The sequence below is a fragment of the Paraburkholderia sp. CNPSo 3274 genome, assembly GCF_024206475.1.
GTDB lineage: Bacteria > Pseudomonadota > Gammaproteobacteria > Burkholderiales > Burkholderiaceae > Paraburkholderia.
Genome location: NZ_JAMBPR010000044.1, coordinates 1 through 21280, shown reverse-complemented (window position 1 = coordinate 21280; position 21280 = coordinate 1). Strand labels below are relative to the sequence as shown.

General features: G+C 63.8%; 16 protein-coding genes, 1 tRNA gene and 1 pseudogene. 8 read left to right on the top strand and 10 right to left on the bottom strand.

Annotated elements, in window-relative coordinates; all coding sequences use genetic code 11:
* Positions 1-91 precede the first annotated feature (91 nt).
* The 3 genes from M3I54_RS26975 to M3I54_RS26965 form a co-directional block, all read right to left on the bottom strand.
* Entirely contained in the window at positions 92-1303 is a 1212-nt protein-coding gene (locus M3I54_RS26975) for a porin (RefSeq protein WP_254341644.1), read from the bottom strand.
* A gap of 139 nt (positions 1304-1442) precedes the next feature.
* Positions 1443-2894: an APC family permease gene (locus M3I54_RS26970; RefSeq protein ID WP_254341642.1), complete on the bottom strand. Its 1452-nt coding sequence runs from the start codon at positions 2892-2894 to the stop codon at positions 1443-1445.
* A 314-nt stretch (positions 2895-3208) separates the two neighbouring features.
* Positions 3209-4225 carry an AraC family transcriptional regulator gene (locus M3I54_RS26965; protein WP_254341640.1) on the bottom strand — a complete coding sequence of 339 codons (1017 nt, stop codon included), beginning with the start codon at positions 4223-4225 and terminating at the stop codon, positions 3209-3211.
* A gap of 207 nt (positions 4226-4432) precedes the next feature.
* Here M3I54_RS26965 and M3I54_RS26960 point away from each other — a divergent pair, with 207 nt between their 5' ends.
* The 5 genes from M3I54_RS26960 (at position 4433) to crcB (ending at position 10360) form a co-directional block, all read left to right on the top strand.
* Entirely contained in the window at positions 4433-6415 is a 1983-nt protein-coding gene (locus M3I54_RS26960; protein WP_254341638.1) for a primary-amine oxidase, read from the top strand.
* Positions 6375-7403 (top strand): hypothetical protein, encoded by a 1029-nt coding sequence (locus M3I54_RS26955; RefSeq protein WP_254341636.1) that lies wholly within the window; start codon positions 6375-6377, stop codon positions 7401-7403. Before M3I54_RS26960 ends, M3I54_RS26955 begins: the two co-directional genes overlap by 41 nt.
* Positions 7404-7452: 49 nt before the next feature.
* Entirely contained in the window at positions 7453-8931 is a 1479-nt protein-coding gene (gene styD / locus M3I54_RS26950) for a phenylacetaldehyde dehydrogenase StyD (protein ID WP_254341634.1), read from the top strand.
* A gap of 123 nt (positions 8932-9054) precedes the next feature.
* Positions 9055-9801 (top strand): SDR family oxidoreductase, encoded by a 747-nt coding sequence (locus tag M3I54_RS26945; RefSeq protein ID WP_254341632.1) that lies wholly within the window; start codon positions 9055-9057, stop codon positions 9799-9801.
* Between the two features lie 178 nt (positions 9802-9979).
* Positions 9980-10360, top strand: a complete 381-nt coding sequence (gene crcB / locus M3I54_RS26940; RefSeq protein WP_254341630.1) for a fluoride efflux transporter CrcB — start codon at positions 9980-9982, stop codon at positions 10358-10360.
* Between the two features lie 67 nt (positions 10361-10427).
* On the opposite strand, the gene cfa is transcribed toward crcB, so the two are convergent.
* Positions 10428-11591 carry a cyclopropane fatty acyl phospholipid synthase gene (cfa, locus tag M3I54_RS26935; RefSeq protein WP_254341628.1) on the bottom strand — a complete coding sequence of 388 codons (1164 nt, stop codon included), beginning with the start codon at positions 11589-11591 and terminating at the stop codon, positions 10428-10430.
* 234 nt (positions 11592-11825) lie between these two features.
* Between cfa and M3I54_RS26930 the strand changes: the two genes are divergently transcribed.
* A complete protein-coding gene (locus M3I54_RS26930; protein ID WP_254341626.1) occupies positions 11826-12242 on the top strand; it encodes an HIT family protein in 417 nt (138 codons plus the stop codon).
* A gap of 37 nt (positions 12243-12279) precedes the next feature.
* Here M3I54_RS26930 and M3I54_RS26925 read toward each other — a convergent pair whose 3' ends face one another.
* Both M3I54_RS26925 and M3I54_RS26920 read right to left on the bottom strand, forming a co-directional pair.
* Positions 12280-12951, bottom strand: a complete 672-nt coding sequence (locus M3I54_RS26925) for a nitroreductase (RefSeq protein ID WP_254341624.1) — start codon at positions 12949-12951, stop codon at positions 12280-12282.
* A gap of 86 nt (positions 12952-13037) precedes the next feature.
* Positions 13038-14235, bottom strand: a pseudogene (locus M3I54_RS26920) (porin).
* Between the two features lie 218 nt (positions 14236-14453).
* On the opposite strand from M3I54_RS26920, the gene M3I54_RS26915 reads away from it, so the two are divergent.
* Positions 14454-14544: transfer RNA gene (locus tag M3I54_RS26915), tRNA-Ser, on the top strand.
* Between the two features lie 130 nt (positions 14545-14674).
* Here M3I54_RS26915 and M3I54_RS26910 read toward each other — a convergent pair.
* The 4 genes from M3I54_RS26910 to acs form a co-directional block, all read right to left on the bottom strand.
* A complete protein-coding gene (locus tag M3I54_RS26910; protein ID WP_254341622.1) occupies positions 14675-15037 on the bottom strand; it encodes a hypothetical protein in 363 nt (120 codons plus the stop codon).
* Positions 15038-15427: 390 nt separating this feature from the next.
* The gene (locus tag M3I54_RS26905) at positions 15428-17446 is read right to left on the bottom strand and encodes a sodium:solute symporter family protein (RefSeq protein ID WP_254341620.1); all 2019 of its coding nucleotides are present in this window, start codon (positions 17444-17446) and stop codon (positions 15428-15430) included.
* Positions 17443-17808 carry a DUF4212 domain-containing protein gene (locus tag M3I54_RS26900; protein WP_254341613.1) on the bottom strand — a complete coding sequence of 122 codons (366 nt, stop codon included), beginning with the start codon at positions 17806-17808 and terminating at the stop codon, positions 17443-17445. Before M3I54_RS26900 ends, M3I54_RS26905 begins: the two co-directional genes overlap by 4 nt.
* Positions 17809-17908: 100 nt before the next feature.
* Positions 17909-19891: an acetate--CoA ligase gene (gene acs / locus M3I54_RS26895; protein WP_254341612.1), complete on the bottom strand. Its 1983-nt coding sequence runs from the start codon at positions 19889-19891 to the stop codon at positions 17909-17911.
* 336 nt (positions 19892-20227) lie between these two features.
* Between acs and M3I54_RS26890 the strand changes: the two genes are divergently transcribed.
* Positions 20228-21124 (top strand): DMT family transporter, encoded by an 897-nt coding sequence (locus tag M3I54_RS26890; RefSeq protein WP_254341610.1) that lies wholly within the window; start codon positions 20228-20230, stop codon positions 21122-21124.
* The last annotated feature ends 156 nt before the right edge of the window (positions 21125-21280 follow it).

Here is a 21280-nt window from a genome sequence, read left to right as displayed (position 1 = left end):
AACATTCTACTGCCGAACGGCGCGTGCGTCGCGCCAGCGTGTACGCGCCGCGGGTTGCCGCGGCGCATCATGCTGCGCTGCGGCTTTTCGTTTAAAAGTTGTGGCGAATACCCGCGATCACGGCAAGCTGCTTGTCGGTGTTCGAATTCACGAGGTTCGGAATCTGCGCCAGGTTCTGCGTCGCTCCGCTCGCAGCATCGATCCCAAGACCCGCCCCCGACGACTTCTGGCCGATCGCTACCGCATAAACCGCCGTGCGCTTCGAGAGGCTATAGACCGCGCCCAGATTGATCTGGTGAAGCCGTGTGGACGAACCGCCGTCCGGATGCGCGTCGTTGAAGATATAAGCGAAGCCGAACTGCAGCGCGGGCGAGTATTGCCACGACGTGTTCAGCTCGGCAATATCGAACGAGATGTCCGCGCCCTGCGGCCGCGCCGCATCCGCGAAATAGAGACTCTGTGAGAGAAGCGTATGGGTATAGCTGAGCGCCACGCTGACCTTGTCGAACGCGTACGAGCCACCCGCGCCGAAAATGCTCACGCGCTGCGCATTTTGAAGTTGGCAGTACGATGCATTCGGATTGCTGCAACTGAAATCGCCGATATAGCCGGTCTCTCCGCCCAGCGCTGCCTGCAGCGGATTGCGCAACTCGAGGTAACCGGCAGAGAGCGAAAGCGGCCCGTTTGCGTAATTCGCAGCCACCGACCAGCCGCGGTTCTGAGAGAAGTTCCCCGCCACGCCGCCAAAACTGAACAGGCCGCCTAGCGTGAAGCCGCCGAAACTCGGACTCACGTATTTGATCGAGTTATTGAAGTTGAATGCTTCGTTGAGATTGTCCACGTCGCCGAAGTGCGAGCCATATAGCGTCGCCCAGTTGTTGCTCGACACATACGCGCCCAGGTCGTCAGAAAACGGATCGTACTGGCGACCCAGCGTGAGCGTGCCGTAGTGGCTGTTCGCAACGCCCACCCAGGCGTTGCGGTTGAAGAGCGTGCCGCCCTGCAGCAGCGCGCCGTTCTGCGAAAAGAAACTGTTTTCGAGGGTGAAATTGACGCTTGTGCCCCCGCCAATGTCTTCGCTGCCCGTGAGGCCCCAGCGCGACGGCACGAGGTTGCCGCCACCCAGTTGCCAGTTTGCGTGGCCGCTCGTGCTGCCGTCTGCGTGCGTGGTCTGCTGGTTGCTCGAATAGATGAGGCCCGCGTCCACCGTGCCGTAAAGCGTGACTGAAGATTGCGCGTGTGCGCTAATCGCTACGGCGCACGAAGCCAGCGCCAGCGCCGTGCGCTTGACGATATTTGCCATGTCGTTGTCTTTTCGAGAGAGGTGGGCCGCTGCGCTGCATGCACGTGCGCGGCCGGAGCGCGGCGCCGGAGAGTGCGCCGCACTTGTCAAGAACTGCGTGAATCGAGGGCTTTGCGCGAAGCGCGTCGCTGGCGAATTTTTATTGACCGAACCGGGCGTAGATGTCCGGTCGCGAACGCTTGAGCACGAAGGCAATCGCCACGCCGATCAGCGCCACCGCGAGAACGACCCACGGGAAGGCGCGCACGACGGGGCTATCGGAGCCGGCGAGCGCGTCGAGATTGCCGATTAGCACGATGCCGATGGCGAGCAAACCGCAGCCGCCCAGCACAGGCGCGAGGAACGCGTGCCACAGGCGCGTGTCCTTCCTGGTGGCGCGGAAAAACGCCGCCACCGAAAAACTCGTGACCGCCTGCAGCATGACAATGCCAATGGTGCCGAGCGCCGAGCCCCAGCTGAACACGATATTGAACGGATCGCTGCCTGCGACAACAAAAAGGCCCACCGGCGCAGCGACCGAAAGCGTCTGCAGATAGCTCGCGAGATACGGCGATCCATACTTCGGATGCAGGCGGTCGAGCAACGCGGGAAGAATCCCCTCACCCGAGAGTGCGTGGATGTATCGCACGATTGTGTTGTGGAACGACAGCAGGCTCGCGAAGATACTGGAAAGCAGCAGGAAGCTCATCGTCGTGGTCATCGCGCCGCCCAGGTACTTCGTCGACTGGATGAACCAGAAGTCGCCCGGCTGTTTCGCCGCGACGTCCGTGACGTTGCTGATGCCGTAGGCACAAACGATGGCCCACGTGACGAACGCAAAGAATACGAGAATCAGCGTAACGGAAACATACGTGGCGCGCGGCACCGTGACCTTCGGGTCGCGGCACTCCTTGCCATAGATCGCCGTGGCCTCGAAGCCGATGAACGACGCGAGCGCGAACATCACCGCGATGCCGAGGTGTCCGCTGAATACGTGGCGCGGCGAAAACGGCGCGAGCGTGAGGCCATCCGGTCCGCCATGATGAATCACGATCGCGAGACTCAGCACCAGCAGGATGCCGAGTTCGAGACACATGAGCACGCCGAGCAGGCGGCTGTTCAGGTCGATGCCGCGAATGCCGGTGAACTGCACGACGACGAGGCACGCGAATGAATACGCGTACCACGGCAGCGAACCATGCATCAATGGGCCGAGCACCACCGTGCAGAAGAAGCCGAACAGACCGTACAGCGCGATCTGGATGCTCGTGTACGAGAGCAGCGCGACGAGCGCGCCGGCCATGCCGACGGGGCGGCCGAAACCCGCCGTGATGTAAGCGTAGAACGCGCCGGCGCGCACGATGTGGCGGCTCATCGAAGCGAAGCCCACGCTGAACACGAGCAGCACCACGCCCGCGATCACGAATGCGCCGGGAATGCCCGCACCGTTGCCAAGGCTGATGGCCGGCGGCACCGCGCCCAGCATGCCGGTGAGCGGCGCCGCTGCGGAAATGACGAGAAAGACGATCTGCCAAAGTCCGAGCAGGCTGCGCTGTGAGTCCACTGCCGCGTTGTCTCCAACGAGGTGAGCGGGAGAATACGGTTCGTTCATCGTTGCCTCTGCTGGTGTCTGTTCTGGGTTCGCCATACGACACGATGAAGAACCGCGTGCCTCTGGCGCTCGACGAATCGAATTTCCCGATTCGGATTGAGCGCATGGTAGGCAGCTAATAAACTCGCCGACTTGGCGCAACGCGCCAATTACTCGATAAAGTGCGCCAGGGCTGGAGCGGGTTTTCACTTAACCGCGTGGAAGCGGTCGATATTACCTTCGGCATCCTCATTAATGCCTTGAGCTGGGAATTCGTACTTTATTCAGCCCACAAACTTACCGAAAGCCATCAATCTGCTTTCACGACTTTGGCGCTAGCGGCTTCGTTTAGCGCCTGGGCGGCCCCAGTTGCGCGTCGCACGCCATAGCACCGTGGCGTCGGCATAACCTACTGCGCGGGCCACGGCCGCGTTGGTCATGCCCTCCTGCTCGCGCAGCACCGCCACGCTGCGCTCGCGCTCTTCGCGAATGATCTGGCGCACGGAGGTACCGGCGTCGGCGAGGTGCCGCTGCAAGGAGCGGTCCGAAAGCCCGAGGTCCTTCGCGATATCGCCGACCACGAGCTTCTCGCGCGCGAGCCGGCGCGTCACGAGATCGCGCACCTGGTCCACGAGCGTATGCGGGATCGTGTCGCGCGAAATGAGGTCGGTCGCGTGGCGCTCCATCATGCGCGCCATCTGCACGTCGGCGCTCTTGAGCGGCGTGTCGAGATCGTGCGGGTGCACGACCACGCCGTTTGCCGGCTGCTGGAAGCGCACCGGCACGCGAAAGAGGCGCATATAGGGCTTGAGGTCCTCGGGCGCTGCGTGCTCGAAATGAATCTCGCACGGCGTCCACGCCACGCCCCGCACCTGGCGAATCATGTGGCACATGGCGGATACGCTGTACTCGGCGTCCTGCCGGCGCGGCCAGATCTGCGTATGCGCGATGCGATAGCTCCACATCGGCCATGCGTTGTCGCTCACGAGATCGACAGCCGTCGCGCTTTGCCACGAGCCAAGCGTATCGGTGAACTTACGGATTGCGGCGCCGAGCGTGGGCGACGACATGAACACGAGGCCAGCCGGCCCCAGTTCCGTGAGCTGCAATTCAGCGCCTAAACGCAGGCCGAGAAAGGGTTCGTCGAGCACTTGCGCCGCGCGTTCGAATGCGCCGACGTAACGCCCCAGCGCCACGATTTCATAGGGATTGGAAAGTTGCCGGCGACTCAGGCCGAACTCGGCCAGCAATGCATCGCAGTCCGCACCAGCGGCGTCGAGCGCACGCACGATGGGACCCATCACGGCACCGCGAATCATGGGGAAACCGCTATTGACAGGCACTCTTTTCATGTCTCGCTCCATTAGGGCCTGTATGCGCCGACGGTTTTAGCCATCGATCGTCTCTGGCGCACTCTATCGCCCCTTTGGCGCGTTTTGCAAGCGCGAAAAAATTACGGCGTTTCTACGATTGACCCATCGACATCGTGTGAGACGAATGCGGATTCTTCATCCCGTCCCACGCCATGTTGCGCCCAACGTCATCCTTACGAAATGCTTATGAACACGAATCCGAACGCGTATCCGCTCGACCCGTTGAGCCTTGCCGAAATGCAGCTTGCCTGTGACATCGTGAAAGCCACGGAGCAGCTCGATGAATATGGGCGCTTTCCTGTCGCCGAACTGCGAGAGCCGCCCAAAGCGGAAGTGCTGGCATACAAGCATGGCGATTACTACTCGCGCCGCGCCTTCGTCATCGCGATCGATCGCACCCGCAGCCAGACGCTCGAATTCGTCGTGGACCTGCGCGAGAAGAAAGTGGAATCGCGCAAGGCGCTCGGCTTGCAAAGCGCGCCCTATGGCCAGCCGCCCGTGATGATCGAAGACTTCATGAATGCGGAGCGCATCGTCAAGGAAGACGCGGCGTGGCGCGAGGCCATGAAAAAGCGCGGCCTCACCGAAGACGAACTCGAGCGCGTGCAGGTCGATCCGTTCTCCGCTGGCGCGTTCGACCGTCCGAACGAAAACGGCCGCCGCCTCGTGCGCTGCGTGAGCTACTACCGCGAGTCCCTGACCGACAATGGTTACGCGCACCCCATCGAAGGCGTCGTCGCCGTGGTGGACCTGCTCGCGCACAAGGTGATCGAGCTGATCGACGACGGCCGCATCATCCCCATTCCGCGCGCAAAGCACAATTACGACACGCCAAGCCTCGGCGCGCCGCGCGCCACCGTCAAGCCGCTCTCCATCAGCCAGCCTGAAGGCCCGAGCTTCACGATAGACGGCTGGCAGGTTAGTTGGCAGAACTGGAAATTTCGCGTGGGCTTCACGCCGCGCGAAGGGCTCGTGCTGCACCAGATCACGTGGGACGATGGTAAGAGCGCGCCGCGCCCTATCGTCTACCGCGCGAGCGTGACCGAGATGTGCGTGCCCTACTCGGACCCCACCACGAACCACTACTGGAAAAGCGCCTTCGATGCGGGCGAATATGGACTCGGCAAGCTCGCGAACCAGCTCGAACTGGGCTGCGATTGCCTCGGCACGATCCGCTATTTCGACATTCCGTCCGCCGACGACTTCGGCAACGGCTTCAACATGAAGAATGCGGTGTGCCTGCACGAGGAGGATTACGGCACACTCTGGAAGCACTATGAGTTCCGCACGGGCGTGTTCGAGATGCGCCGTTCGCGGCGCCTCGTGATCTCCTTCTTCGCGACGGTGGGCAATTACGACTACGGCTTTTACTGGTACTTCTATCAAGACGGCACGATCCAGCTCGAATGCAAGCTCACGGGCATCATCCAGACCTCGGCAGTGGCAGACGGCGACACCTACCCGTGGGGCGGCATGGTCACCGAAAACCTGGGCGGCCCGACGCATCAGCACTTCTTCAACGCGCGCCTGCACATGATGGTGGACGGCGAGAAGAACTCCGTCACCGAGCATGAATTCACGCCGCGCGCGATGGGTGCCGAGAATCCGTACGGCAACGTATTCGATACGAGCAAGCGCGTGCTCAAGACCGAGCAGGAAGCGGCGCGTAACGCCAACGGTCAAACCGGGCGTTTCTGGAAAGTCGTGAACCCGAACGTGAAAAACCGCGTGGGTGCGAATCCGGGCTACAAGCTCATCATCAACGACTCGCCGCTCATGCTCGCCGATCCCAACTCGAAAGTGCGCCAGCGCGGCGGCTTTGCCACACGCCACGTGTGGGTCACGCCGTACGACGCGACGCAGCGCTACGCGAGCGGCGACTATCCGAACCAGCACGCGGGCGGCGACGGCCTGCCGCGCTATATCGAGGCGAACCGCAACGTGGAGAACGAGGACATCGTGCTGTGGCACAGCTTCGGCCACACGCACGTGTGCAAGCCCGAGGATTTCCCCGTGATGCCGGTGGAGTATGCGGGCTTCATGCTCAAGCCCAACAACTTCTTCTATGGCAATCCCGCGATGGACCTGCCGGGCGGGCGCGATCCGCATAGCGTGCAGGACGATGCAAATGCGCCCGAAGCAAAATCGTGCTGCCGCAGCAAGCAGTGAGCACGCGATGATGCCGCGCGAGCGCCGCCTTGCTGTGATGCACGCGGGACGTCCGCTGTGTGTCTGGGCGTCGATCACAGGCGGCGCGAGCGCGCTTGCTGGAGGCGTCATGATCGCGGCGATGCAGGCCGGCGCGCCGTTTGCCGCATTCGCCGCGAGCGCGCTTGCCTTGCTTGCGATGGCGCTGATCCCAGGCACGCTTGCTCGCTGCATCGCGACGCGTGCCACCGTGCCGATCGCGAGCGCACTCGTCCTCACGATCGCGGCAATGAGCGCCGGCGCGCGCGCAGGTGCAACGCTCGCGCAGACGCCGCTCATCCTGGGCGGCATCGCCCTGATCGCCGCTGCGTGTGCGCACTTGCGGTGCGCGCGTGATGGCGCGGCACGATCGATGCATACGCACGCAACGGCGCCAGTGTGGCACAACGGCATACTGCTCACCGCACCCGCGCTGCTTGCGGGCCTATCGAGCGGCGTGCTCGCGCGCTTCCAGTTTTTTGCGCTCTGCGGTGGCGCTCCGATATCCGTGACGCAGGTAGTGACGTCGCTCGCCGTGGTGAGTCTCGCAGGCTGGCTCGCCGATCGCGTCGATTACCGGCGCGCGCTGCTCGTGCTCTTCGTATTGCGCGGCTCGCTGCTCGCCTCGCTCACGTTCGATTGTCTCGCGCCGTGGGCTGCGCTCGCTGCCCCCGCATTCGCCGTGCTCGATTACCTGACGCTCCCCACGCTCATGCGCGGCGGCCGAGCGTCTCGCGCGTCGGGTGCCGGCTGCCCCGGCCTCGCGCATCACGCAGGCATGCTTGCAGGCGCGGCGCTCGCCACCACGTCATGGGGCTTTGGACAAGGCTTTTACGCGCTGTTCCTCGTTGGCGGCGCGCTCAATCTTGCATGTGCATACGCATTCGCGACGCCACGCCGATTCCCTACGCACGCGCCCTACGCTGCTTCAGCCGCACTCGCTGCGGGCAGCACAATCGACTTACTCTGAAACAATCACCGAAGAAACGTTCGCATTGCTACTTAAATCAGGAGACGGTATGGACCGCCATGACTTCACGCACACGATCCGCACACAGATGTTCGTCGACGGCCGTTTTTGCGAAAGCGGCAACGGCCGCACGTTTGCCGTATTCAATCCCGCCACGGGCGCGGAGATCGCCCAGGTGCCCGACGCCAGCGACGCCGACATCGACGCCGCCGTCACCGCCGCGCGCCGCGCTTTCGAAGCCGACACGTGGCGGTGCATGCCGCCCGCCGCGCGCGAGCGCCTGCTGCTCAAACTCGCCGACCTCGTCGAGCAGCACGGCGACGAACTCGCCGCGCTCGAAACGCTCAACCAGGGCAAGCTGCTAGGCTTCTCCAAGATGCTCGAAGTGGGCGGCAGCGTGCAATGGCTGCGCTATATGGCCGGCTGGGCCACCAAGATCGAGGGCAGCACCGTAGATCTCTCGCTCGCGTTCCCACCCGGCGTGCGCTACAACGCCTCCACGCGGCGCGTGCCCGCGGGCGTGGTCGCCGCGATCGTGCCGTGGAATTTTCCGCTGCTGATGGCGGTCTGGAAAATTGCGCCCGCGCTCGCCTGCGGCTGCACCGTGGTGCTCAAGCCCGCCGAGGAAACGCCGCTCACCGCCATACGCCTTGCCGAACTCGCGCACGAAGCCGGCTTTCCACCGGGCGTGTTCAATGTCGTCACGGGCCAGGGCGAAACGGCGGGCGCGGCGCTCGTTCGCCATGCGCAGGTGGACAAAGTCACCTTCACGGGGTCGACCGAAGTCGGCCGCATCATCGGCAAGCAATGCGCGAGCGACCTCAAGCGCGTGTCGCTGGAGCTGGGCGGCAAGAGCCCCGTGATCGTGCTCGACGACTGCGATCCGCAGCGTGCGATCGAAGGCGCGGCCGGCGCGATCTTCTTCAATCACGGCCAGGTCTGTACGGCAGGCTCGCGCCTGTATCTGCCGCGAGCGCGTTTTGATGAGATCGTCGACGGCATCGCACACGTTGCGCGCGCAACCGTGCTCGGTTCGGGTTTCGATGCGGCCACGCAGATGGGCCCGCTCGTTTCGGCGCGTCATCGCGCCAAGGTCGCCGGCATGATCGCGCAGGGACGCGCCGAAGGCGGCGAGATCGTGGCGGGCGGCGGCGACGGCAATCGACCCGGCTTCTTCATCGAGCCAACGGTGATTTCGAACGCGGCCAACAAGCCGCTTACCGTCGTACGCGAAGAGGTGTTCGGGCCGGTGCTCGTCGCCATGCCGTATGACGATGTCGAGGAGGCCGTCGCGGCGGCGAATGCTTCGGAGTACGGTCTGGGCGCGAGCGTCTGGACCAACCAGCTCGACCGCGCGCTGCGCGTAGTAGACGGCGTGCAGGCGGGCACCGTATGGGTGAACACGCACAACATGGTCGATCCGGCACTCCCCTTCGGCGGCTTCAAGGCCTCGGGCATCGGCCGCGAGCACGGCCGGGCGATCATCGACGCGTACACGGAGACGAAATCCGTCTGCATCGCCTACTGAGCGCCGCAATGCAGCATTGTTAATCGAAATGGAATGATGAAATCCGGCGGCACACAACGATCGCCGCCATGGTTTCGTTCATGATCGAGCCCGTTCTCACCCCTCACGAGAAGGACTCCGATCATGAACGCATCCACGAACTCGCGCGGCGTCGCCATCGTCACGGGCGCCTCGCGCGGCATAGGCGCCCCCATTGCCGAACGTCTCGCACGCGACGGTTACGCCGTCGTCATCAACTACGCTTCGCGCAGCGCCGAAGCCGAAGCGCTCGTCGCGAAGATCGCGGCGGGCGGCGGTCGCGCCATCGCCGTGCAAGCGAACATCGCGAAGACCGGCGACGTGCGCCGCCTCTTCGAAACCACGGCCGAAGCTCTGGGCCAACCCACGCTGCTCGTGAACAACGCGGGCATCATGAAGACGGTCACGGTTGCCGATTCGACCGACGCGATCTACGACGAAACCTTCGACATCAACGTACGCGGCACGCTCAACACGCTGCGCGAAGCGGCGACGAAGCTCGCGGAAGGCGGCCGCGTGATCAACTTCTCGACCTCCGTGCTCGCGATGAATCTGCCCGGTTACGCGCTCTATACGGCAAGCAAGGCGGCCGTGGAGACGATCACGCGCGTGTTCGCACGCGAGCTGCGCGGACGCTCCATTTGCGTGAACGCGGTCGCGCCGGGGCCGGTGGCCACAGAATTGTTCCTCAGCGGCAAAACCGAAGAGCAGGTCCAGCATTTCGCGAACATGCCGCCGCTGCAGCGCCTCGGGCAACCCGGCGACATTGCGAGTGCCGTATCGTTCCTCGCGGGCCCGGACGGTGGCTGGGTCAATGGCCAGGTCCTGCGCGCGAACGGCGGGATCGTCTGACACGCCGCCCGGCGTGGGTTCGCAACAGAACCCGGGCAGGCGAGGTCTGAGGGCGAGCAACCCTGGCGTGAAACCGCCGGTCCCGGCCGGTGCTACACTCCGTGCTCGAAAACGGTAGAAAGACAGAGCCGGCGGCATGGCGCACCGGCTCATATTGCGCCCTCAACCACTCCATACCATGTATTTGTCCATCCTCGCCGTCGGCATTGGCGGCGCGCTCGGTTCGCTGCTGCGCTGGGTTCTCGGGCTACGCCTGAATGCCCTCTACCCTGAGCTGCCGCTCGGCACGCTCGCGTCGAACATCATCGCGGGCTATGTGATCGGCGTCGCGGTCGCGTACTTCGGGCGCATGCCCCAGCTCTCCGCCGAGTGGCGCCTCTTCGTCATTACCGGCCTCATGGGTGGCCTCTCCACGTTCTCGACGTTCTCGGCCGAAGTCGTTTCGCATCTGCAGCATGGACGTTTCGGCTGGGCCGCGGGCGAGATCGCCATTCACGTGTGCGCCTCGGTCATCATGACGATCCTTGGCATCGCAACGATCTCAGCACTGGTTCGCTGAACCGAAAAGAAAACGGCCGCGTTCGCCATTCGCGAAACGCGGCCGCATTGGTGAGGCGACGGGAAATTCAGGCAGGACGCTGATAACCGCCCGGCAAGCCGTTCTTCGAAAACACCCACTGCCACAACTGGATGTCGCGCGCACGGAACGCCCCGGCGCACGAAAGCAGGTAGTAACGCCACATGCGGTAGAACCGCTCGCCCATCTGCGCCTTGAAACGCGGCCACGCGGCCTCGAAATTCGCGTGCCACGCCATGAGCGTGCGGTCGTAGTCGGCGCCGAAGTTGTGCAGGTCTTCGGTCACGAAGAGGCCGCCCGATGCGTCGGCGATCTGGCCGATGGTTGGCAGCTCGCCGTTCGGGAAGATGTATTTGTCGATCCACGGATCGGGCGTGGTGTCGCGCCGGTTCTTGCCAATGGTGTGCAGTACGAAGAGACCGTCGTCGGCAAGACAGCGCTGCGCGACTTCCATATAGGTGCGATAGTTCTTCGGGCCCACGTGTTCGAACATGCCCACGCTCGCAATGCGGTCGAACTTCTCGTCGAGCAACCGATAGTCCTGCATGCGGAATTCGACGGGCAGATCCTTGCATCGCTCGGCGCCGTACGCGGCCTGCTCCTTCGAGATCGTCACGCCCACGCACGACACGCCATAGTGTTCGGCTGCGAACTTCATGAAGCTGCCCCACCCGCACCCGATGTCGAGCAGGCGCATGCCGGGCCTCAGGCCCAGCTTGCGGCAGATGAGATCGAGCTTGGCGTCCTGCGCCTCGTCGAGCGTCTTCGCGCCGCCCGCCCAGTAGCCGCAGGTATAGGCCATGTTCTTGTCGAGCATCGCTTCGTAGAACTCGTTGCCGATATCGTAGTGCTGCTGGCCCACCTTCCATGCCCGGCGTAAGGTTTGGCGGTTCATAAGGCGCGCTTTGAGCGCGTAGAAGACGAGACGGGACGGATCGATCTGGTCATCTAGATGCGCGCGCAACACATGTGCGAAGAATTCGTCGAGCTGCTCACAGTCCCACTGGCCGTCCATATAGGACTCGCCAAGGCCGAGGTTGCCTAGCGCCAGCACGCGCTCGGGCACCTGCGGATCGTGGATGCGCATGTCCCACGGCCGGGTGCCGTTGTACTTGACGTCTGCGCGCGCCAATAGCTGGGCTGTAAACCGCCAGGCCGCCGAAACGGTGGCCTCACGAACGGGATGAACTGCTTCGAAATCAGTCGTTGCCATACGTGCTCCATGCGGCTGGAGTTGGGTCCTTAATACCTTGCTCCGATGCCATTCAAGAGGTTGCAATCAAGACGTTCGTCGTCGCGCGCGCTGCGAGAAACGCTATGATGCACCCACTTCAAAAAACGTGCAGGAACACGCACAGCCCATACAGGGCGGGCCATAATCGCAAACTCGACTCAACCCATCGCCCCGGCGCGAGCAAACGGCGCGCCCGAACTGGAGAGACAGACCATGGCCTACGACGAGAAAAATATCTTCGCGCGCATCCTTCGCGGCGAAGCACCCTGCATCAAGGTGTACGAGGACGACGCGACACTCGCGATCATGGACGTCATGCCGCAATCCGAAGGCCACCTGCTCGTGCTGCCGAAGGAAGGCGCCGAATTCATCTACGATCTTTCGCCGGAAGCTGGCGCCGCCGCGATGGCGACGGTGCAGAAGATGGCGGCCGCCGTGCGCAAGGTGCTTGCGCCCGAAGGCCTGTTGATCGCGCAGTTCAACGGCGCTGCCGCTGGGCAGACCGTGCCGCACGTGCACTTTCACGTGATTCCGCGCCGCGCGGGCGAAGAACTGCGCCCGCATGCGCGTGAAATGGCCGACATGGCGCAACTCGAAACGTTGGCCGCGCGCATTCGCGCCGCGCTGTAAGCGATATGTAATCGTCGGCGTGGGCGGCGCTTAAGTTTCAAATACCGTCGAATTGAACGAATTCGTCGAGCGGTGCGCGAGCCGAGCGCCACTGGTTGATGGGCGCGCCCGGGTCTTCGTGACCGATCGCCATGCCGCAGAACACCATGCGTTCGCGCGGCAAGGCGAGAAACTCGCCAACGCTTTGCGCATAGCGCGCCCAGCATTCCTGCGCGCAGCTATGGAGGCCGGCTTCGCGCAGGAGCAGCATCACCGTCTGCAGGAACATGCCGAGGTCGGCCCATTGCGGCGCCCCCATCTGACGATCCACGCTGCAAAAGAGCGCAAGCGGCGCGTCGAAAAACGCGTAGTTGCGCGCGAACTGGCGCAGCCTGCCCGGCCGGTCCTCGCGCGCAACGTCGATGCTGCGGTAAAGATCCTCACCGACCTGGTAACGACGCTCGCGATACGGCGAACTCAATTCGCGCGGATACACGTCGTACTCCATCTGCTCGCCCGCAGGCGCCTGTGCAATGCGATCGGCCATGATCGCCTTGAGCTTCGCGAGCGAGTCGCCGCCCACGACATGAACATGCCACGGCTGCAGATTGCCGCCCGAGGGCGCGCGCGCAGCGGCATCGAGCACGCGGCGAATGATCGCGGGATCCACTGGATCGGGCAAAAACTGACGCACGGACTTGCGGCTGGTAACGGCTTCGCTGACCTTCAAGCAGACTCTCCTCGGGAAATCGACGAATCATTATCGGCGATCCCCCGCGCAACTGCCGACGCTCGCTGCACGGGCGCGAATTTGCGTTAGAACTTGTGACGGATCCCCACCACGACGAGCGCCTGATTGTCGGCGCCCGAACTCACGCCGAAGTCGCCGATCGAAGCCTGCGCAACGACACTCGAGCCTTTTGCGTCGAGCGTGCCGCCACTCGCCTTTTGGTAACCGGCGAGCGCGTAGAGATCCGTGCGTTTGGACAGCGAGTAGTCGCTGCCGAGGTTCACCTGGTTGTAGTGCGCGGACGAGGGCCCCGTGAGCGACGTGTAGTTGTAGCCCGCGCCCGCGCGCAGCGCCGGTGTGATCTGGTAGTTCAGGAACGCCGAGCCGCTGTTGAATTTGGCGGTTTGGTGGAAGGTTGAGTACGCATCGTTTCCGTATTGCGTGTTCGAGTAGGCCAGCCCGAAGCTCAATGCGCCCACCGAATAGCTACCGCCAGCGCGCACGATCTGGATGGAGCTTGCGCTCGCGAAACCCTGATTGATGACCGTGTTGAAGAGACTATCCGAGCTGCTCGTCCAGGTGCGCACGCCGGAAGTGAGCGTGCTGCCGCCGTTGGCGAAGAAATACCCGGCCGCGAGCGAGAGCGGCCCGTTCGAGTATGCGGCGCCGAAGCTGTATGTCTGGCCGCTGCCGGTCGCGCCGGCAACACCGCCGAAGCCGTACAGCGCTTCGAACTGCAGGCCTGCGACGAGCGGGCTCGCGTACTTGACCGAGTTGCTCACGCGCAGGCTGTTGTCGTAGTTGTCGAGGTCGCCGGGCGTGCCGAACACGCCGCCGAACGGACCGTCTGCGGTGAGCGGCTGCACGAGATCGACGAGCGGATCGTACTGACGGCCGAGCGTGAGCGTTCCCCACGTCGTGCTGGCGAGGCCGACGATGGCCTTGCGCCCGAATTCGCGGCTGCCCTGCCCGAGCGCGCCGTTGCCCACGTTGAAGCCGTTTTCGAGCTGGAAGATGGCGGCGAGGCCGTTCTTCGGTGCCGCGCAGGCCCCAGCGGCTGCCCGAGAGATTGCCGCTGCTCAGCTTGACGAGCGTGGACTGGTTCTGCCCGTTCGCGGCCTGAGCGTTGTGCACGTAGGCCAGGCCGGCGTCGACGATGCCGTACAGCGTGACACTGCTTTGCGCGTGGGCGCTCGTGGCGATAGTGGCGCCTGATGCCGCGAAGGCAAGCGCGAGAGAGACGGTGCGCGGGCGGCGTGTGAGGGAGGCGTTTTTGTTGTTCATGCGGAGCGTTCCGTTGCGTGGGTGGTTGTCGCGGCGCGGTCCTTGCGAGGCGGTTGCAAGGCCGGTGCGGCAACGTTACGGAATGCCCGGCAAGCGGGGAACGAACAATTTCTGCGGTGCGTCGGGGTGTGAGAGACTTTGCAAAGTGCAGATCGTGCCAGGCGCTGCGCGGGTGCTTTCCTCCCGCGCGCGGACTCTGCTATAATTCGCCTCCCGCCGGAGAGATGGATGAGCGGTTTAAGTCGCACGCCTGGAAAGCGTGTATAGGTTAATAGCCTATCCGGGGTTCGAATCCCCGTCTCTCCGCCACTTTTCTTCCGCGCTTGGTCAAGCCTGGAAATCCCCCCAGCAGCAAAAGCCTTCAGCGCACGCTGCCAAGCGCAGTCGTACTGCGCGAGGCGAATCCCTGTCTCGCCAGTTGAAGCGCACCCGAGCACCCTCAATTACACCCACTCGAAGTGCAATACTTGTTGTACACGAGCCCTTTCCCATCCATGCCCGAAATCGTTCGCGTGCCGTTGCCGTAGTTCGTGATCGTCTCGGTCCACGTCGACCCATCCGCGGCCTGTCCCGTGATGAACGTCGTGTCGCCAATCGATGCGCCGGTCTGCTCCCAGGCCTCGCCCGGCAGCTTCTGCTGATGCCCGTTGACCGTAGACGTGTTGCCGAAGCGCTGCACCGTGTACGAATTGCCCGATTCGTCGACGCAATTCTGGAAGGCGTCGTTGCCCCAGCATTTGGCGAATGCGGCAGGCGCCGCAAAGGCGCAGAAAATGATGAGGCTGAGTGCAATGCGCTTCAATGACTTCCCCGAGAAAACGCCCTTTTTCTGGCTCGATTCACCGCGAATCCCAAGCCGGCGGCGCGCGAAATTGTACCGTAGCCGCCAAGGCGATCTACCGGATGCGCTGGATGCGCTGCATCGCATGCTCCCGTTAGTTATCGGACAAAAAACGGATGACTTGATGAGCGGAAAGAGAACGGTAGCGCCGCTAGTCGTTGAACACTTAACGTCGGAAGGAAGGCGGAGTCGATCAGATCAGGCAACAGAAAAAGACGTCGGGCCGCGGCCCGACGTCGAATTCCCGCGTACTGCTTCGAGGACCGGCGCGGGAACGAGAGGACTTCAGTATCTCCTCGGCCGCCCGTTTTTTAAGTGCTCGACCGCACACCGGCAATCAGGTCCCTGCCCTCACGGGTGGCGGATATAGTCCACCAACGCAACCGTATACGCGTCCGGCTTGCGATCGAACAGACTCACGCCAATCGCCACGAGAAAGCCGGCGGGCACACCAAATACGCCCGAGCTGATGGGCTCGATGCCGAACCATCGCGGGCCTGCGAAGCCCGTAAGCTGCGTGAAGAACGGGTAAGTCGAAACGATGTAATAAACGCACACAGTCAGCCCCGCAGTCATGCCCGCCACGGCGCCCAGGCGCGTCGTGCGCTTCCAGAACACCCCAAGCACGAGCACGGGAAAGAGACTCGACGCCGCGAGCGAAAACGCCGCCCCCACCAGAAAAAGAATGTTGCCCGCGTTGAGCGACGCCACATACGAGGCGAATAGCGCCACGCCTAGCAGCATGATCTTCGACATCGTCACGCGCCGCTGGCTCGACGCGCTCGGATCGACCATGTGGTAGTACACGTCGTGCGAGAGCACGTTCGAGATGGTGAGCAGCAGGCCGTCCGCGGTCGAAAGCGCGGCCGCGAGCGCACCCGAGGCGATGAGCCCCGACATCACGTACGGCAATCCCGCGATTTCCGGTGCGGCGAGCACGACCATGTCGGGCTGCATCTGGATGTCGCTCCAGCGCACCACGCCATCACCATTCATATCCGCAATGCTGATGAGGTACGGCTCGACGCGCCGCCACTGCATGACCCAATGCGGTAGATCGTCGAAGCGCTGCCCCATCAGATGCGTGAGGATCTCGAACTTGATCAGCACCGCGAGCACCGGCACGGTCAGATAAAAGAGCGCGACGAAAAAAAGTGTCCAGCCCACCGAGCGCCGCGCCGAGGCCACCGAGGTCGTCGTGTTGTAGCGCGTGAGTATGTGCGGCAGGCTCGCCGTGCCAAGCGAAAGGCACAAGAGCAGCGAAAGGAAGTTGCGTTGATGAATGCGCCGCTCGGCATCGTCGGCGGCGGGAAACGGTTCGTTCATCGGCACGGGCGGCGCGGCGCGCTCGAGCAGGTCGTCGCGCTGGTGCGTCCACACCATGCGCGCGGCGTCCACGTCGCGCGGGAAGGCGTTGAGCTCGCGCTCCAGTGAATCGATATCGCGCAGCGGGCCGTTGTGGCGGCGCAGGTCCGCGAGCGATTCGACGAGGTGCATCTTCTCCGCGACGTACGACTGCGGCAGCGTGTCGAGCCGCGTCTGCCATTGCGCGGCGCGCTTGCGGTATGCGTCGCGCACGGTGGCTTCGGTACTCGCGCCGCGCACGTTGTGCTCGAGCGCTTCCACGCGCTGCATCGCGTTGCCGTAGTCGATTTGCGGCAGCCAGCCCAGGCCGTCGCGGTGCGCGATCAGCGAAACCGGAATCAGGATGGCCGCGATGAGAATGATGTATTGCGCGACCTGCGTCCACGTTACGGCGCGCATGCCGCCGAGAAACGAACACACGAGGATGCCCGCCAGCCCGCAGAAAATGCCGATGGCGAAATCCACGCCGATGAAGCGCGTGGCAATCAGCCCCACGCCCTGGATCTGCGCGACGAGATAGACGAACGAGCAGAGGATGGTCGCGAGCACGGCAAGTGCACGCACGAGGTTGCTCGAAAAGCGCGTGCCGAGGAAGTCGGGAATCGTGTAGCGCGCGAGCTTGCGCACATACGGCGCGAGCAGGAAGGCGACAAGGCAATAGCCGCCCGTCCAGCCCATCAGGTAAGCCAGGCCGTCGTAGCCACTTGCGTAGAGCGAGCCCGCAAGGCCGATGAACGACGCCGCGGAAAGCCAGTCGGCGGCTGTCGCCATGCCGTTGAAGAACGAGGGCACGCGCCGCCCCGCCACATAGTATTCGACGAGGTCCGAGGTGCGCGAAAGCAGCCCGATCACCGCGTACACCGCAATCGGCACGAACAGGAACACATAGCCGATCCACATGCCGGGACCGGTAGCAAGCTCGATACGCCACATCACGTACACGAAGGCGAGAAAGCCGAGCGTGTACAACGCGTAGGAGCGAATGAGCCGGTGCGCGAGCTTCATCGTTGCTGGGCCCTGCTCGCCTCGCGAATGGCGACGTCGGCTTCGAGCGCGGCTTGCAGCACGCGGTCTGCGCGCTGCATCAACACGATATAGATCGCGACGAGCAACACGTAGATCAGGATCGCGCCCTGCGCGCCGAGGTAGAACGGCAGGCTGAAGCCCGCGAAGCGCAGGTCGGCGAGCGGCCGCGCAAAGAGCGGCGCGACGAACGAGACGAGGAAGCCAATCGTCATGAGCACGGCGATCAGCGCGAGATTGAAGCGCCAGTAGCGCCGATGCGCGCGCGCCATCGCCTCGCTCACCGGGGGTGGCTCAGGCAATGGATTGAGATTGTTCTGCGGGGTAGTGTGTGGCGCGGCCATGCGCTTGTGTAGCAAAAACGCGTATGGCCGGCAATCCGGGGCAATGCGGGGATCAATGCTGCGCGCGGCGCCAGGCAAGGCGCCGCGCGAACCTCAGCGTTTAGAGCGATTCGCCGAGCTGGTCCAGAATCGCCGGATTTTCCAGCGTGGAAACGTCCTGGGTGATCGCCTCGCCCTTGGCCAGCGAGCGCAGCAAACGGCGCATGATCTTGCCCGAGCGCGTCTTCGGCAGGTTCTCGCCGAAGCGAATGTCGCGGGGCTTGGCGATCGGCCCGATCTCCTTGCCCACCCAGGCGCGCAGATCGTTGGCGAGCTTCACGGCCTCGTCGCCCTGCGGACGCGTGGCCTTGAGCACCACGAAGGCCACCACGGCCTCGCCGGTGGTGTCGTCGGGGCGGCCCACCACGGCGGCTTCGGCCACGAGCGGGTTCGCCACCAGCGCCGACTCGATCTCCATCGTGCCGAGGCGGTGGCCCGAGACGTTCAGCACGTCGTCGATACGGCCCATGATCGTAAAGTAGCCCGTGTCCTTGTCGCGCACGCTGCCGTCGCCGGCCAGATACAGCTTGCCGCCCAGTTCTTCGGGAAAGTAGCCCGACTTGTAGCGATCGGGGTTGCCCCAGACGTTGCGGATCATCGCGGGCCACGGACGCTTCACGACGAGAATGCCACCCTGCCCGTTCGGCACGTCCTGGCCGGTTTCGTCGACGATCGCGGCCATGATGCCCGGCAGCGGCAGCGTGCACGAGCCCGGTACGAGGGGCGTCGCGCCCGGCAGCGGCGTGATCATGTGGCCGCCTGTTTCAGTCTGCCACCAGGTGTCGACGATCGGGCAGCGCTTGCCGCCCACGTTTTCGTAGTACCACATCCACGCTTCGGGATTGATCGGCTCGCCGACCGTGCCGAGAATGCGCAGCGAAGAAAGGTCATAGCTCTTCGGGTGCACCTTCGCGTCGGCTTCGGACATCTTGATGAGCGAGCGGATCGCCGTAGGCGCGGTGTAGAACACCGTGACCTTGTGTTTGGCGATCATGTCCCAGAAGCGGCCCGCGTTCGGATACGTGGGCACACCTTCGAACACGACCTGGGTCGCGCCGATCGTGAGCGGGCCATAGGCGATATAGCTGTGGCCCGTGATCCAGCCGATGTCGGCCGTGCACCAGAACACGTCCGAGGGCTTGTGATCGAAGGTCCACTTCATGGTCTGCGCGGCCCACAACAGGTAGCCGCCCGTGCTGTGCTGCACGCCCTTCGGTTTGCCCGTCGAGCCCGACGTGTAGAGGATGAAGAGCGGGTGTTCCGCGCCCACAGGCACCGGCGCGCACGTGTCGCTCTCGGCCGCCGAAAGTTCGTGCATCCACTGGTCGCGGCCTTCGTGCCATGCGACCTTGCCGCCCGTGCGCTGGTAGACGATCACGCTGTGCACCGCTTCGCAGCCGCCCATGGCGAGCGCTTCGTCGGCGATGTTCTTCAGCGGCAGCGCCTTGCCGCCGCGCATCTGTTCGTCGGCTGTGATGAGCGCGACCGCGCCCACGTCGACCATGCGTTCGTTGAGCGACTTCGACGAGAAGCCGCCGAACACCACCGAATGCGTTGCGCCTATGCGCGCGCAAGCTTGCATGGCGACGACGCCTTCCACGGACATCGGCATGTAGATGACCACGCGGTCGCCCTTCTTCACGCCGCGCTTCTTCAGCGCATTGGCGAAGCGCGATACGCGCGCGAGCAGGTCCTTGTAGGTGACGTTCGTGACGGTGCCGTCGTCGGCTTCGAAGACAATCGCGACGCGCTCGCCATTGCCCGCTTCGACGTGGCGGTCGAGGCTGTTGTACGAGGCATTGAGTTCGCCGTCTTCGAACCACGTGTAGAACGGCGCCTTCGATTCGTCGAGCACCTTCGTGAAGGGCTTTTGCCAGCTCAGGGTTTCGCGCGCGAGGCGCGCCCAGAAGCCTTCGTAATCGCGTTCGGCTTCGGCGCACAGCGCCTTGTATGCGTCCATGCCGGACACCGTGGCGCCAGCCACCGTTTGCTCGGAAGGCGCAAAGACGCGGCGTTCCTGAAGAACCGATTCAATCGCAGACATCGACAACCCCTTGGTGAAGATGAAACGTCAAACTCGTGGACACGCACGGGCATCTTCAATGCCCGTGCGCGCCGTCTCCGTGCGCCGCCGCCCGCATGCGGGCGCGGCGCTATTGGCTTGCGCTGGGAGCCACCATTGTGGCATCGCAGCATGCATGGGCGCGCGATACAGGCACGAACGTGCGCGATCTTCCAAACCACCCATGCCAGCAAGATTAAGCGTAGCAACTTACCGGCCACTTACGCGCGCACATGCAGATAAGGCAAGCGGCGCGCCATGGCACGCAAGTAAGCAGGCATTTAGAATGCTAACTGAACTGCGCACCCGGATTCCAGCTTGAATCGCTATTCTCTGTTTCTCATTGCCTCGATGCTGCTCGTGGGCAGCAACGTCGGCATCGGCAAGTCGATCGTCGTCTTCATTCCCGTTCCACTCTTCGCGCTGCTGCGCTTCGTGATCGCCCTCGCGGTGCTCGGCCCGCTCCTGCGTCGCTCCAAAATGCAACACGTGAAGCGTGGCGAATGGATCAATCTGTTCCTCCAGGCGCTGTTTGGAACATTCGGGTTTACGCTGCTGATGCTCGGCGGCGTGCATCGCACGAGCGCGGTCGCGGCAGGCGTCATCACGAGCACGATTCCCGCCGTGGTCGCCCTCTTCTCATGGCTCTTCCTGCGCGAGCGCCCCGACGCGCGCGCGCTCGCTTCCATCGTGCTCGCCATTGCGGGCATCGCGGTCATCAATCTCGCGCACGCAGGCGCCAGCGGCGATACCGGTGCGAGCTCGTCCATCGGCAACCTGATGGTGCTCGGCGCGGTGTGCTGCGAATCGCTCTATGTGATCCTTTCGCGCCGTCTCACCCAAACGCTCGCGCCGCTCGACATCTGCGCATACACACACCTGTTCGGGCTTCTGCTGATGCTGCCCGTGGGGCTGCCCAGCGTACTGTCGTTCGATTTCGCGAGCGTGCCCGCGGGCATCTGGTGGCTCGCGCTCTGGTATGGGCTTTCGGCGAGCGTGTTCTCGTTTTGTCTCTGGATGATGGGCATTCGCCACGTGCCGGGCAGCATCGCCGGCGTGTTCACGGCCGTGCTGCCGGTGGCGGCGGCCGTGTACGGCATCGCGTTTCTCGGCGAGCGCCCCACGCCCGCACACGGCATTGCGCTCGCCTGCGTGGTGGCCGGCATCGGGCTCGCGAGCCTCAAGATAAAGCGCCTGCCGCCAGTGGCCGCGTGATTATTCTGTCATCAGGTTGAAAGTATTGGGGCACGGGCTGCGCTGCCGGAATCCCGGCGAGCCCTTCCTGCGACGCTGTACAATAGCGCCCGCCCGGCCCCTGGCGCGCCTTCTGGCTCCAACCAGACGACTCCGCCCCGGCGGCCCCGCTTAGGC